The sequence below is a fragment of the Phaeobacter sp. PT47_59 genome, assembly GCF_028890025.1.
Taxonomy (GTDB): Bacteria; Pseudomonadota; Alphaproteobacteria; order Rhodobacterales; family Rhodobacteraceae; genus Phycobacter.
On the sequence record NZ_JARCJL010000002.1, the window covers coordinates 190,810 to 205,323 of the forward strand.

Sequence of the window (14,514 nt, forward strand, 5' to 3'; positions counted from 1 at the left end):
TAGACGATGAACGAGCAGCGCATGTCTGGCAACGGGCCGCTGACCAGCCACTACCGAAGATTCAGTTCGGCAGGATTGTTTGATCGCTATTCCAGAGGGCGCATCAAGGGGTTCCGCACGCGGCTGGTGTTTTGCTGTGCGGTTTCCCTGACACTGGCAGTGCTGATCTCTCCGCTTGTTGGGGTTCTGAGCCTGCTGGCCGTGACCGCGACGGATCTGGCGGATTGCCTGTATCTGCGTCGCGCGCGCTGGCAATTGCGCCGTGATGCCACAGTCGAGGCCCGGGTGCGCCGGATCAGCACGGTTACGGCAGTTCTTCATGCCATCGGCATCGGGATTGGGGCGACGGCCCCGATTTGGGCACCTCTTGTTCCCTTTGGGCAATCGCAGGCACCGGAGGAATACGATCAGCTGTTCTCGATGGCCTTGCTGACCGGTGCGGCCATCAATGTCGGCCTGCTGTTCCCCTTCCACCGGATCGCCGTGTCGCTCAGGCTGATCATCTACATGGCAACGCCCGTTGTGGTGATTCTGATCCGTGGACCGGTCTTGGGCGCAAGCCCGGCGGATACCCAGCTTCATATCGCCGGGCTCTGCGTCTTCTTTGGCTCGCTTGTCTGGCTGCTGACCTTTTCCACCCGCAACTTTCACCGCACGCGCAGCAGTCTTCTGGCTCAGGCTTTGCAGCGGCAGGAACTGGAGACAGCATACCAGCGTCTCTATGCGCAGCAGTTGGAAACACAGCGATTGGCGCTGGTGGCGCGGCATGCCAATGACAGTGTGATGCTGCTCGAAAACTCGGGCAAGATCATCTGGGTGAATGATGCCTTCACACGTATCACCGGCTGGCGGGCAGACGAGGCGATCGGACGCGAACCCGGCGATCTTCTGAACCATCCGGACACGGACCCCGAAAGCCTGAACGCCATCGTCGATGGCCGCACGAAGAAAGTTCCCTTCAGGGTGCAGGTCCTGAACAGGCACAAGGATGGCAAGGAAATCTGGTTGGAAACCAACCAGGTCCCGATGCTTGACGATGCCGGCGAGGTCACCACCTATATCGCGGTGGAGCGTGACATTACCGAGGCCAAGGCATATGCGGCCACCTTGGAGCAAGCGCGTCGCGCCGCCGAGGATGGCGCCCGGGCGAAGTCGGAATTCCTGGCCACAATGAGCCATGAAATCCGCACGCCGATGAATGGCGTCATCGGGATGGCGCAACTTTTGGAAGAAACCGAACTGGACGGCGACCAACGGCTTTATGCCGAGACAATTCTCAGTTCAGCACGCACGCTTCTGGATCTGATCAATGACGTTCTGGACCTCTCCAAGCTGAATTCCGGCGAGGTCTCCATCGATGCGAGCGATTTCAATCCCCGGCAGTGTTTCGAGACCACGATGCTTCTGTTGCAGTCACAGGCCGATGCCAAGGGGCTGAAACTGGCCTTTGAATGCGACAGTGCGGTGCCGGATCTGCTGAGCGGCGATGATCGCAAGCTCGGTCAGATCCTGACCAACCTGATCGGCAATGCGATCAAGTTCACCGAAGCCGGACAGGTGACGGTCACGCTAGAGGCACAGCAGCGCGATGATGGCGCCGATCTGACCTTCCATGTCACAGACACCGGGATCGGGATCTGCAAGGAGATGCAGGGCAAGATTTTCGAGCGCTTCTCCCAGGCGGATGCGGCGATCAGCCGCCGGTTCGGGGGCACCGGGCTGGGACTTGCCATCTGCCGCCGCCTGGCCACGGCCATGGGCGGCAAGATCTGGGTGGTTTCCGAACCCGGAAAGGGATCCTGTTTTTCCGTCTGCCTGCCCTTTGCCGAGGCGGAACAGGACGCGGGATCGGTCCTGCCCGACACTGCGGGCGCAGCGGCCAAGGGCGCGGTTGCAGAGGCCTTGACCGGCATGCGCCTGTTGGTGGCAGAGGACAACCGGGTCAACCAGATTCTGGTTCAGAAGTTTCTCAAGGAGGCGCCGATCAGGATCGAGTTCGCCGCTGACGGGGCCCTTGCGGTTGACCGTGTCCAGTCCTTTGACCCTGACATCATCCTGATGGATATGAGCATGCCGGTGATGGACGGCCTGGAGGCCACCCGCGCGATCCGTGCCTTGCCGATCCGACAGCCGGTGATCATTGCCTTGACCGCCAATGCCTTTGATACCGACAAGGCCGACTGCCTGGAGGCAGGCATGGACGCATTTCTGACCAAACCCATAGATCGCCCCAAGCTGATCGAAGCTCTGCTGACGCACGGGCAGGGCGCGCGCCGGTTGCGGGCGGGCTGATTTTCTTTGCGCCCCGGGCGGCCCTGTCCTATCACCATGTGAAACAACGGAACGAGGCTGCCGGTGGATATTGCAACCCGCGTCTACAATCACAAATGGAAGATCGATCCGATCATCCGGTCCCTGATCGATACGGATTTCTACAAGCTATTGATGTGTCAGTCGGTGTTTCGCAGCAAGCCGGACACGCAAGTGACCTTTTCCCTGATCAACCGATCGTCCCATGTGCCGCTTGCCCGTCTGATCGACGAGGGCGAGCTGCGCGAACAGCTGGATCATATCCGGTCCCTGTCGCTGTCGCGCGGTGAAAGCACCTTTTTGCGCGGCAATACCTTCTATGGCAAACGCCAGATGTTCCGCCCGGACTTCATGGAGTGGTTCGAGGGCATGCGCCTGCCGCCCTATCACCTGGAACGCCGGGGCGACCAGTATGAGCTGACCTTCGAAGGCAAATGGCACGAGGTCATGCTATGGGAAATCCCCGCGTTGGCGGTTCTGATGGAGTTGCGCAGCCGGGCGGTTCTCAATGATATGGGACGGTTCGAGTTGCAGGTCCTCTATGCCCGCGCCATGACGCGGGTCTGGGAAAAGATCGAGGCCCTGCGCAAGATCGACGGTCTGTCCATCGCGGATTTCGGCACACGGCGACGGCACGGGTTTCTCTGGCAGGACTGGTGCGTACAGGCGATGATCGAGGGGCTCGGGACAAAGTTCACCGGCACCTCCAACTGCCTCATCGCCATGCGGCGCGAGGTCGAGGCGATCGGCACCAATGCCCATGAGCTGCCCATGGTCTATTCCGCCCTGGCCGAAACGGACGAAGACCTTGCCCGCGCGCCCTATGATGTGCTGTCGGACTGGCACGAGGAGCACGAGGGCAACCTGCGCATCATCCTGCCCGACACCTATGGCACCAAGGGCTTCCTGGAGCATGCGCCGGACTGGCTCGCGGGCTGGACGGGTATCCGCATCGACAGTGGCGATCCGGCGGCGGGGGCCGAGGTTGCGATCAACTGGTGGCAGGAGCGCGGTGAAGATCCGACACAGAAGCGGGTGATCTTCTCCGATGGTCTTGATGTGGACAAGATCGCCGAGCTGCACGCGCAGTTCGCCGGGCGCGTGAAGGTCTCCTTCGGCTGGGGCACCTTGCTCACCAATGATTTCCGCGGACTTGTGCCAGGTGACAGGCTGGCGCCGTTCTCGCTGGTCTGCAAGGCGATCAGCGCCAATGGCCGCCCGACTGTGAAGCTCTCGGACAATCCTGAAAAGGCGATGGGCCCAGCAGATGAGGTCGCGCGCTATAAGCGTGTCTTTGGTGTCGGCGCGCAGGACCGGATGGAAGTCATCGTCTAGCCTGTCAAGGCCCGGGGGCTCCCGCGCGGATCACCTGCATGGAACATGCACGCTCTCCCCTTGGGCCCGGCAGGCCGCGCCGAAGGCGCGGCCTGCCCCCTCGCGATGCGCAGGGCGCAGCGCAAAACCTCATGCCGTGGCGGCCACTGGCGGGTCAGCCGTGATAGGCCGCAACGGTTTTCAGCTGTGAAAACCCGTAAAGCGCCTCAAAGCCCTTTTCGCGGCCATGGCCGGATTTGCCGACCCCGCCAAAGGGCAGTTCCACCCCGCCGCCTGCGCCATAATTGTTGAGAAAGACCTGACCGGCGCGCAGCTTTTTCGCGAGCCGCATCTGACGTGCGCCATCCCGGCTCCAGACGCTGGCGACCAGCCCGTACTCGGTGGAATTGGCGATTTCGACGGCTTCTTCTTCGGTATCAAAGGGGATCAGCACCTGCACCGGGCCAAAGATCTCGTCCCGGGCCAGCAGGTGATCGGGCGGCACATCGGCAAACAGCGTGGGGCGCACATAGGCGCCCGCCTCCGGCGCGCCTTTCACGATCTGACCCGTGGCAGCAATCGGAAGATCCCCGCCCTTTGCCAGGAAGGTTTCGACGACCTCCTTCTGTCGGGCCGAGATCAGCGGGCCAAGGCGCAGATCGTCGGCTGCCGGGCCAACCGTCAGGCCCTCATAGGCGGTGGACATGCGCGCCTTCACCTCGTCATAGACACCGCGTTGCACCAGAATACGGGAAGAGGCCGAGCAGGTTTGCCCTGCATTCTGGATCCCCGCATTGACGAGGAAGGGCAGGGCGGCCTCTAGGTCGGCGTCGTCAAAGACCAGCTGCGGAGATTTCCCGCCCAGCTCCAGCGTCACCGGTACCACGTTCTTCCCTGCGGCCTGCTGAACAAGGGCACCGGTGGCAACCGATCCGGTGAAGGAGATGTGATCGATGCCCGGATGCGAAGACAGAGCGGCGCCCGCTTCGGCCCCCAGCCCCGGCACCACGTTCAAGGCCCCCTTCGGCAGACCCGCATCCTGTGCCAGCTGGGCAAAGGTCAGCGCCGTGAGGCAGGCCTCTTCGGCGGGTTTCAGCACACAGGCATTGCCCATGGCCAGAGCCGCCCCAACCGAGCGGCCGATGATCTGCATCGGATAGTTCCAGGGCACGATATGGCCGGTCACCCCATGGGGTTCGCGCAGGGTGTAGACCGTGTAGCCGTCCAGATAGGGAATGGTCTCCCCATGCACCTTGTCTGCGGCGCCGCCATAGAACTCGCAATAGCGCGCCAGCGCCACCACATCGGCCCGTGCCTGGGTGAGCGGCTTGCCCACATCCATGGCCTCGAGCGCGGCCAACTCGTCGACGCAGTCCAGGACCAGCTGGCCAAGGCGGCTGAGAATGCGGCCGCGCTCCAGGGCACTCATGGCGCCCCACTCGCCATCCAGCGCCGTCCTGGCCGCCGCGACGGCGGCATCCACATCGACCGCCCCGCCCCGTGCGATCTGGCAGATTTCTTCACCATTGGACGGGTTGATCAGCGGCAGGGTGGAGCCAGAGGCCGCCGGTTGCCAGAGGCCGCCAATGAGACAAAGGCTGGGGTCGAAACGGGGGGGCTTATTCTGTGTCATGTTCGGATCCTGTGGTCTGCTCAGTCGTTGGGCCAATCGTCGGGTCGGCGATCTGGAAAGAGTAGCTTCTGCTTTGAAACTCTGTGAAAGGCGCGCCTTGGCGCAGGTCGATGATCCCCGGCAGAATGCTGAGGCAGGTGCCCCAGAATGCAAGGGCCGATTGCGATTGCGCCGAAATGCCCATGCGCCAGTAGCCGGGAAACTCCTGCAAGAGCACCCGGGCGGCCTCCTGCCCATGGCCCTGGCGGCGGTGCGGCGCAAAGATCGAAAACTCCGACAGCTCGCGCCGGTCGTCTGGCAGGTTCAGCACCAGGGCAAAGCCGATCCTCTTGCTGTCCTTCACGACCCAGAAGGCGGTGACATCCTTGCGGTGCAGCATCTGCCGCGCCCTGTCACCGGGATCGACGCGGGCCTTGCTGGCGGTTTCCTCGAAATAGGACGCGAGGACACTGGTCAGAACCGCGTGCTCTTTCGGCAGGATCAGGGAGAGTGTCAGGCTCATGCGGCCCCCTGGTCCAGTTCCGGCAGCACGGGGGCTGCAGCGATCAGGGACTGCGTATAGGGATGGCTTGGAGCGCTAAAGACCTCCTCTGTGGCGCCAGCCTCCACGATTTGCCCTTTCTGCATCACCAGGCAGCGGTCGGTGATGGTGCGCACCACCGACAGGTCATGGCTGATGAACAGGTAGGTGAGCGCATAGGCCTCGCAGAGTTCTGCCAGCAGGTCGAGGATCTGCGCGCGCACCGAGACATCCAGCGCCGAGACCGCCTCGTCAAACAGGATCAGCTCGGGGCGGGTGATCAGAGCGCGGGCGATGGCGATGCGCTGGCGCTGTCCGCCGGAAAACTGGTGGATATACTTGCCTGCATCATCGGGTTTCAGCCCCACGGCAGACAGGGTTTCGGCAATGAGATCTGCGCGGGCGCTGCCACTGGGCGGATCGGGCAGGCTGTAGAAGGGTTCGGTGATCAGCCGCTCGACCCGGTGGCGCGGGTTGAAACTGCCAAAGGGATCCTGAAACACCACCTGCATCTTGCGGCGCTGGTCCGGGGTGCGGTCGGTGGTGACCGCTTCGCCGTCCAGCAGGATCTGCCCGCCCTGCAAGGGTTCCAGTCCCAGAATGGCCCGTGTCAGGGTCGATTTCCCGCAGCCGGACTCGCCCACCAGACCCAGCCGTTCGCCCCGGTTCAGGGTGAAGGAGACCTCGTTGACGGCCCGGAAGTGCTCTTGCGGCGCAAACAGCGAGGCGCGTGGCAAGCGATAGTCCCGTATCGCGCCCTGAACCTGCAGCAGCGGTTGCGGCGGCGGGGCTTCTGGCAGGGCGACCTTGTGGTTCGAAGCGGCGAACAGCATCTTCGTGTAGGGATGGCTCATGTTCTTCAGCAGCCAGTCCGTTGCGCCGGTTTCCACCACTTCGCCATGGCGCATGACGGTGATCCGGTCGGCCAGATTCGCCACCACTGCCAGATCGTGGGTGATGATCAACAGGCCCATGCCGAATTCTTGTACCAGGTCCTTCAACAGATCGAGGATCTGCGCCTGGGTGGTCACGTCCAGCGCAGTGGTCGGCTCATCCGCGATCAACAGCCTGGGCCGCAGGGCGATGGCCATGGCGATCACCACCCGCTGGCGCTGACCGCCCGACAGCTCATGCGGAAAGCGGCTGAGCGGGAAGCGGTCCGCAGGCAGGCCGACCCGTTCCAGCATTTCTGCCGCGCGCGCCTTGGCCTCTGCCCTGGGCATGGCCTCATGGATCAGGATGGTTTCCATCACCTGATCGCCGATGGTTTTCACCGGGTTGAGCGCGGTCATCGGCTCCTGAAAGACCATGCCGATGGAGCGGCCGCGCAGGGCGCACATCTGTGCCTCGGCCTGTGCCAGAAGGTCGGTGCCTTCCAGCAGGATCTGGCCCTTGGTTGCGGTCTGTTCCGGCAACAGCTGCATCACCGAGAAGGCGGTCATCGACTTGCCAGACCCGCTTTCGCCGGTGACAGCGACGATTTCTCCGGCGGCGACCGACAGGGAGACACCCTTCAGGATCGGATGGCTGCCGATCGACAGCGACAGGTCGTTGATCTGAAGAAGGCTCATGCGCGGTGCCCTTCCGATCCATCGTGGCGAGGGGCGCGCCCGAGCCTGGGTGGGTGCGAAGCGCCCTCCCGGGGGGAGGGTCGAGCGCGGCCCGGCGATGCTGAGCCAGTGCAAACATCAGCAAGACAGGAAAGCCGGCTCATGTGCGCCCCTCGCGTAGCTTGGGATCCAGCCAGTCGCGCAACCCGTCGCCCATCAGGTTGAGGCCGAGCACCGTCAGCACGATGGCCGAACCGGGAATGATCGCCAGATGCGGTGCCAGGCTCACCATGGTCTGCGCATCCGCCAGCATCCGTCCCCAGCTGGGGGTGGGCGGCTGGGCGCCAAGGCCCACGTAGCTGAGGCCGGCTTCGGCCAGGATACCAAGGCTGAACTGGATGGTGCCCTGCACGATCAGCAGGTTGGCCACATTGGGCAGGATATGCTCGGCCGAAATCCGCGCGGCGCCCTTGCCCGCCACCTGGGCGGCCAGGATGAACTCGCGCTGCCACAGAGGCAGGGCGGCGCCGCGGGTGACACGGGCAAAGACGGGGATGTTGAAGATGCCGATGGCGATGATCGCATTGATCGCACCGGGACCGAAGATCGCGGTGATCAGGATCGCAATCACCAGGGAGGGGAAGGCAAAGACCAGATCGTTGCCGCGCATGATCAACTCATCGAGCCAGGACCCCTTGCGGGCGGCTGCGGTCAGGCCCAGCGGAATGCCGATGGCCATGCCGATACCGACGGCCACCAGCGCAACGGCCAAGGATGTCCGCGCGCCGACCATGATCATGGAAAAGATATCCCGCCCGAAATGATCGGTGCCCAACCAATGCAAGGCGCCGGGACGCTGCAGCTTCTCGGGAATATTCATTGCCGTGTGGTCAAAGGGCGTCCAGAGGAACGACAGCAGCGCCGCCAGGATCACCAGCGAGGATAGGATCGCGCCAAGAAACAGGGTGCGGCTCATGTGCGGCTCCTCAGCCGGGGATCGACCAGCGCATAGGCCAGATCGACAAGGAAGTTTACCGTGATCACCGCAAAGACCAGGAGCATCACCACCGATTCCACCACGATCAGATCGCGCGAGGAAATCGCCTGAAACACCAGCCGCCCCAGGCCGGGCAGGTAGAATACTTGTTCGATGATGATGGCGCCGGCCAAGAGAAAGGAGAACTGCAACCCAATGATGGTCAGCACCGGGATCAGCGCATTGCGCAGCCCGTGCCGCCACAGGGCCTGCCTGCGGCTGAGCCCCTTGGCGCGGGCGGTGCGCATGAAGTCCTCACCCAGGATATCCAACAGGGCCGAGCGCATCACCCGTGCCAGGATCGCCGCCTGCGGCAAAGCCAGGGCGATGGCGGGCAGGGTCAGGGATTTCAAGCCGGTGCCAAGACCACCCTCCCAGCCCGCAAAGCCACCGGCGCTGAACCAGCGCAGGTTGATGGCAAAGACCAGCACCAGCAGCATGGCGAACCAGAAATTCGGGATCGCGACCCCCAGCTGGGTGGCGCCCATCACCGCCATGTCGCCGGGCTTGCCACGGCGGGCGGCGGCATAGATCCCGGCGGGAAAGGCAATCAGCGTCGACAGGGCCAGCGCGTAAAGGGCCAGCGGCAGTGACACCCAGAGCCGATCCGCGATCATCTCGGACACCGGGGTGCGATAGGTATAGGAGGTGCCGAAATCCCCGCTCAGCATGCCGCCGATCCAGGTCAGGTAGCGCTGCAGCTTCGATTGATCGAGCCCCAGCTCACTGCGCAGGGCGGCGACTGTATCGGGCTGGGCGTTGATTCCCAGCATGAAAGAGGCGGGATCGCCGGGGGCGATCTCGATCACGGCAAAAATCACGACAGAGGCCACGGCCAGGCTGAGGCAGAGCGAAAGCAGCCGTTTCAGGGAGTAACGTATCATCGGGTGTCAGGCTAGAAGCGGGAACCTTCAGGGTCCAGCCCGGGCGATGTTTCAGCCGGGCTGGACCTATCGGTTTTGGCAACTGGGCAGGCTTACTTGGCCCAGCTGACAGCGGTCAGGTCTGTGGCCTGCGTCGGTGCATTGGCCCAAAGCCCCTGCAGGTCCGCCTTGGCCACGCTGAGGGCGGCCAGCTGGAACAGGTAGCCGTTCACATAGTCATCGGCGATGATCTTTTGCGCCTGCTGCAGCATGGCGGTGCGCTGATCCGGGTCGGTGGTGCCGTTGAGGTCGGTCATCAGCGTCTGGAAGGCAGCGTTGTCATACTGGAAATAGTATTCGGGGCGGGCATAGATGCCGATGTCCATCGGCTCGGTATGGCTGACGATGGTCAGGCCAAAGGTCTTGCCCCGGAACACGGTCTCCAGCCATTGCGCCCATTCCACATTGATGATCTCGGCCTTGATGCCGACGTTTGCCAGCTGGGCCGCGATGATCTCACCGCCGCGGCGGGCATAAGACGGCGGCGGCAGGTGGAGGGTGGTCTCGAACCCGTCGGGCAGGCCCGCCTCGGCGAGCAGAGCCTTGGCCTTGTCGGGATCAAAGGCGGACTGGCCGGTCAGATCCACATAGGCCGGGTTGTGCGGTGCGAAATGGGTGCCGATCGGGGTGCCATAGCCGAACATGGCGCCATCGATGATGGCCTGGCGATCAATGGCATGGGCCAGCGCCTCGCGCACCTTCACGTTGTCAAAGGGGGCCTGCTTGTTGTTGGTGGAGAGGATGGTTTCACCCTCGGTCGAGCCGACCAGAACCTGAAAGCGCGGATCGGCCTCGAACTGGGGCAGGTTTTCCGGCGCCGGGAAGCCTGCGAAGGCGTCCAGATCCTCGGCCATCATCGCGGCGAATGCGGCGGTGGGGTCCGAGATGAACTTGAATGTGGCCTTTTCCAGCATGGCGGGCGTGCCCCAGTATTCGGGGTTCTTTTCCAGGTCGATGCGGTCGCCCTGTACCCAGCCTGCAAATTTGAAGGCGCCGGTGCCGACGGGCGCGGTCTTGATGTCCGCAATGCTTTCGGGCGCGACGATCACCGCATCGCCCCAGGCGAGGTTGAACAGCATGTTGCCGTTGGGTTTGCTGAGGGTCAGCTGGACGGTCATCGGATCGACCACCGTGACCCCTGCGATATCGGCAAACAGCGCCTTTTGCGCGTTGGTGCTGTCTTCGGCACGGGCGCGATCCAGGCTGAACTTGACGTCCTCGGCATCCATCGTGGTGCCATCGTGGAAGGTGACGCCTTCGTTCAGGTGGAAGGTATAGGTGAGCCCGTCTGCGGAGATGTCCCAGCTTTTGGCCAGCCCCGGCACCACGGATCCGTCGCCCATGAAGCGGGTGAGCCCCTCAAAGACATTGGAATAGAGCACCTGGTCGATGGCACCGGCAGCGGCGCTGGTGGGATCCAGATGCGGCGGCTCCAGCTGCATGCCGACGGTGACACTGTCCTTGGCCCATGCGGCTGCGGTGCTCAGCGCCAGGGCGGATCCCGCAGCGAATAGGATGGATCTGAAAGACATATTGAAACTCCCTGTGTTGGAAAGACGCCCTTGGAACCTGGGCTTTTCCGTAACTCTGTCCTGATTTTGCCATGCTAATCAAGAGCGCTCGGGCTTTCGCGTCGCGGCACAACCCAGGTCAGAGCGGCGCAAGAGGGACATTTCGCGCACTGGATGCTGCGCTTGCGAAATGATAGGCACGCGCAACCCGAACGGAACATGGGACGAAAATGAGCGCGAACATCCAGACCAAGGCCATCACGGCCGAAGACATCCGTGCCCAAAAGGGCAAGGATCCGATTGTCAGCCTGACGGCCTACACCACGCCGATGGCAGCGCTGATGGATGACACCTGCGATTTTGTCCTGGTCGGCGATAGCGTCGGCATGGTGCTGCACGGGCTACCCTCGACGCTGGGGGTCACCATGGAGATGATGATTCTGCACGGCCAGGCGGTTGCACGCGGGCTGAAGCGTGCGCTGATGGTGGTCGATATGCCGTTTGGGTCATATGAGGAAGGACCGGCGCAGGCATTCGGAAATGCCGCACGGCTGATGCGCGAAACCGGCGCCGGCGCGGTCAAGCTGGAGGGCGGCGTCGAGATGGCCGAGACCATCCGCTTCCTGGTGAAACGCGGCATTCCGGTGATGGCGCATATCGGCCTCACGCCGCAGTCGGTGAACACGCTTGGCGGCTACAAGGTGCAGGGGCGTGATGCGCAGGCCGACGCGGTGATCGCAGATGCCCGCGCCGTGGCAGAGGCAGGCGCCTTTGCCGTGGTGCTGGAGAAGGTGCCTCAGGGGCTGGCCGACCGGATTACCGCGGATGTCGCGATCCCGACCATCGGCATCGGTGCTTCGGCGGGCTGCGACGGGCAGGTGCTGGTGCTGGACGACATGCTGGGCATGTTCGCCGCCTTCAAGCCGAAATTCGTCAAACGCTACGCCGATCTCGGCCCTGCCGCCGAGGCCGCGATCAAGGACTACGCCGCCGAGGTGCGCGCGCGCTGCTTTCCGGCGCCCGAACACGTCTTTGCCGATACGGCGCCTGCCGCCAAGAAGGACTGACCCTAGCGATGACTGCTCCCATCCTGCGCCGCCTTGCGGACCTGCGCGCAAAACACGCCACCTGGATCCGCGCCGGAGAGGTCGTTGGCGTCGTGCCCACCATGGGCGCGCTCCATGCCGGTCACCTGTCGCTGGTCGAGGCGGCCAAGGCGGCCTGCGACCGGGTGATCGTGACGATCTTCGTGAATCCCAAACAGTTCAACAGCGCCGAGGATCTGGCGAAGTACCCCCGCACCGAAGAGGCGGATGCCGAGAAGCTGGCGCCCTTTGGTGTGGACGCCATCTATGTCCCGGATCCCGAGCAGATCTATCCCGATGGCTATGCCACCTCGGTTTCGGTCGAGGGGGTCACCGATGTGCTGGAGGGCACCTTCCGGCCCGGCCATTTCGACGGGGTTGCCACGGTGGTTGCCAAGTTGTTCCTGCAGACCGGCGCCCATAAGGCGTTCTTCGGCGAAAAGGACTTTCAGCAGCTGATGGTGGTGCGCCGGATGGCGCGTGATCTCGATATCCCGATCGAGGTGATAGGCTGCCCCACCGTGCGTGAATCTTCGGGCCTTGCCATGTCCTCGCGCAATATGCGCCTCTCGGCCGAGGCCTTGGAAAAAGCCAGCCAGCTTTACCCGGTGATGACAACCTGCGCTGCGCGGCTGGCGGCGGGGGAAGGCTTTGCTCAGATCGAACCCGATGCGCGTGCGGCGCTGCATGCCGCGGGATTTGGCGAGATCGAATATCTGGACCTGCGCTGCGCCGAGACGCTGGCGCCGCTGCAGGCGCCAACCGGTCCGGCCCGGCTTTTGGCGGCGGCCTGGCTGGATGGGGTGCGGCTGATCGACAATATCGCGGTTCACCCACTAAGTGATTAGTAAGGTCTGGTCGCGCTAACAGTTTTGCGTCTAAAGTCCGCCCTCAGGAAGACAGGAGAGAGGGCAGGAGATGACGTATATTCTGGCGATCGACCAGGGCACCACCTCGACACGGGCGATTCTGTTCGACCGCGACATGCAGGTTGCGGGCACGGCCCAGCAGGAGTTTCCGCAGTATTTCCCGCAAGCGGGTTGGGTCGAACACGATCCTGAGGAGATCTGGTCCTCGACGCTGGAGGTCTGCCGCCGGGTGATGGCTGATCGGGGCGCCACGGCTGCGGATATCGCGGCCATTGGGATCACCAACCAGCGCGAAACCACGGTTGTCTGGGACCGCGACACCGGCAAGGCAATCCACAAGGCCATCGTCTGGCAGGACCGGCGCACCGCTGCAATCTGCGAGGATCTGCGCGCGGCCGGTCATGGCGATCTGGTGCATCGGGCGACAGGGCTTCTGCTGGATCCCTATTTCTCGGGAACCAAGGTCAGGTGGATCCTGGATACGGTGCCGGGGGCGCGTGCCCGCGCGGGTGAAGGCGGGCTGATGTTCGGCACCATCGACAGCTTCCTGATCTGGCGACTGACCGGCGGGGCGTCTCACGTGACCGATGCCACCAATGCCGCGCGCACGCTGATGTATGACATCCGCAATGGCGGCTGGAGCGCCGAGATCTGCAAGATCCTGGATGTGCCGATGGACATGCTGCCCGAGGTCAAGGACTGCGCGGCGGAGTTCGGCACCGTGCAGGCCGAGGTTTTGGGAGGGGAGATCCCGATCCTGGGCGTGGCCGGGGATCAGCAGGCGGCCACCATCGGCCAGGCCTGTTTTGAGCCGGGCATGATGAAGTCCACCTATGGGACCGGGTGTTTTGCCCTGCTGAACACGGGCGATACGCCGGTAGACTCCCGCAACCGCATGCTCACCACCATCGCCTACCAGCTGGACGGCAAGCCGACCTATGCGCTGGAAGGCTCGATCTTCATCGCAGGTGCCGCGGTGCAATGGCTGCGCGACGGTCTTGGTATCATCGCCTCGGCGCAGGAAACCGGTGGCCTTGCGGCCTCTGCGGATCCCGGACAGGATGTGATCCTGGTGCCTGCCTTCACCGGCCTTGGCGCGCCCTATTGGGAGCCGGACTGCCGTGGCGGCATGTTTGGTCTCACCCGCAGTTCCGGTCCCGCGGAGTTCGCCCGTGCCGCCCTGCAAAGCGTTGCCTACCAGACCCGCGATCTCTGGGAAGCGATGCGTGCGGATTGGCAGGAGGCGGCAGGGGACACCGTCACCCTGCGCGTCGATGGCGGGATGAGCGCCAGCGATTGGACCATGCAGAGCCTGTCGGACATCCTGGGCGCGGCGGTGGATCGGCCGGTGATGCAGGAAACCACGGCGCTGGGGGCAGCTTGGCTGGCAGGCATGAAGGCAGGTCTCTATCCGGATCAGGCGGGGTTTGCCGCGACCTGGGCACGGGATCGGCAGTTCACTCCGGCGATGGAGGCGGTCCAACGCGATGCCGCCTATGACCGCTGGAAGCGCGCGGTGCAGGCGGTGATCGGCGTCTGAGGCACGCAGTTGGTGCTCCCGCGCCCGCAGGTGTCTTGCCGCAGGCAAGACACCTTGGCGGCCTTGGGCCCGGCGCCGTGCTGATGCACGGCGCGGTCGCACCCGCCGATCCCGAGCCGATTCGGGTCAAGGGCCGCATCTGCGGCCACGCCGCAGGCGTGGTGCACCCTTGAGGCGACTCGGCTCATACCTCAGGCTGGTTGTCGCGCTTTCAGGGCAGACC

General features: G+C 63.8%; 11 protein-coding genes. 5 read left to right on the forward strand and 6 right to left on the reverse strand.

Annotated features, from left to right (window positions below; genetic code table 11):
• Positions 1-6 precede the first annotated feature (6 nt).
• Entirely contained in the window at positions 7-2,292 is a 2,286-nt protein-coding gene (locus PXK01_RS02640) for a PAS domain-containing hybrid sensor histidine kinase/response regulator (RefSeq protein ID WP_274858752.1), read from the forward strand.
• A gap of 63 nt (positions 2,293-2,355) precedes the next feature.
• On the forward strand, positions 2,356-3,645 hold the full coding sequence (gene pncB, locus PXK01_RS02645) for a nicotinate phosphoribosyltransferase (protein WP_274847729.1): 1,290 nt from the start codon (positions 2,356-2,358) through the stop codon (positions 3,643-3,645).
• A gap of 154 nt (positions 3,646-3,799) precedes the next feature.
• Here pncB and PXK01_RS02650 read toward each other — a convergent pair whose 3' ends face one another.
• From PXK01_RS02650 to PXK01_RS02675, 6 genes are all read right to left on the reverse strand, one after another.
• Positions 3,800-5,257 (reverse strand): aldehyde dehydrogenase family protein, encoded by a 1,458-nt coding sequence (locus PXK01_RS02650; RefSeq protein ID WP_274847730.1) that lies wholly within the window; start codon positions 5,255-5,257, stop codon positions 3,800-3,802.
• A complete protein-coding gene (locus PXK01_RS02655; RefSeq protein ID WP_274847731.1) occupies positions 5,244-5,759 on the reverse strand; it encodes a GNAT family N-acetyltransferase in 516 nt (171 codons plus the stop codon). The genes PXK01_RS02650 and PXK01_RS02655 overlap by 14 nt, the downstream gene beginning before the upstream one ends.
• A complete protein-coding gene (locus tag PXK01_RS02660) occupies positions 5,756-7,348 on the reverse strand; it encodes an ABC transporter ATP-binding protein (protein WP_274858753.1) in 1,593 nt (530 codons plus the stop codon). The genes PXK01_RS02655 and PXK01_RS02660 overlap by 4 nt, the downstream gene beginning before the upstream one ends.
• 139 nt (positions 7,349-7,487) lie before the next feature.
• The gene (locus PXK01_RS02665; RefSeq protein ID WP_274847733.1) at positions 7,488-8,303 is read right to left on the reverse strand and encodes an ABC transporter permease; all 816 of its coding nucleotides are present in this window, start codon (positions 8,301-8,303) and stop codon (positions 7,488-7,490) included.
• The gene (locus PXK01_RS02670; protein WP_274858754.1) at positions 8,300-9,247 is read right to left on the reverse strand and encodes an ABC transporter permease; all 948 of its coding nucleotides are present in this window, start codon (positions 9,245-9,247) and stop codon (positions 8,300-8,302) included. The genes PXK01_RS02665 and PXK01_RS02670 overlap by 4 nt, the downstream gene beginning before the upstream one ends.
• Positions 9,248-9,339: 92 nt before the next feature.
• Positions 9,340-10,818 (reverse strand): ABC transporter substrate-binding protein, encoded by a 1,479-nt coding sequence (locus PXK01_RS02675; RefSeq protein WP_274858755.1) that lies wholly within the window; start codon positions 10,816-10,818, stop codon positions 9,340-9,342.
• A 209-nt stretch (positions 10,819-11,027) separates the two neighbouring features.
• Between PXK01_RS02675 and panB the strand changes: the two genes are divergently transcribed.
• The 3 genes from panB (at position 11,028) to glpK (ending at position 14,291) form a co-directional block, all read left to right on the forward strand.
• Complete coding sequence (panB, locus tag PXK01_RS02680) at positions 11,028-11,864, forward strand: 3-methyl-2-oxobutanoate hydroxymethyltransferase (RefSeq protein ID WP_274858757.1); 837 nt, start codon at positions 11,028-11,030, stop codon at positions 11,862-11,864.
• An 8-nt stretch (positions 11,865-11,872) separates the two neighbouring features.
• A complete protein-coding gene (gene panC, locus PXK01_RS02685; protein ID WP_274858759.1) occupies positions 11,873-12,730 on the forward strand; it encodes a pantoate--beta-alanine ligase in 858 nt (285 codons plus the stop codon).
• 70 nt (positions 12,731-12,800) lie between these two features.
• On the forward strand, positions 12,801-14,291 hold the full coding sequence (gene glpK, locus PXK01_RS02690; RefSeq protein WP_274858761.1) for a glycerol kinase GlpK: 1,491 nt from the start codon (positions 12,801-12,803) through the stop codon (positions 14,289-14,291).
• Positions 14,292-14,514: the final 223 nt, after the last annotated feature.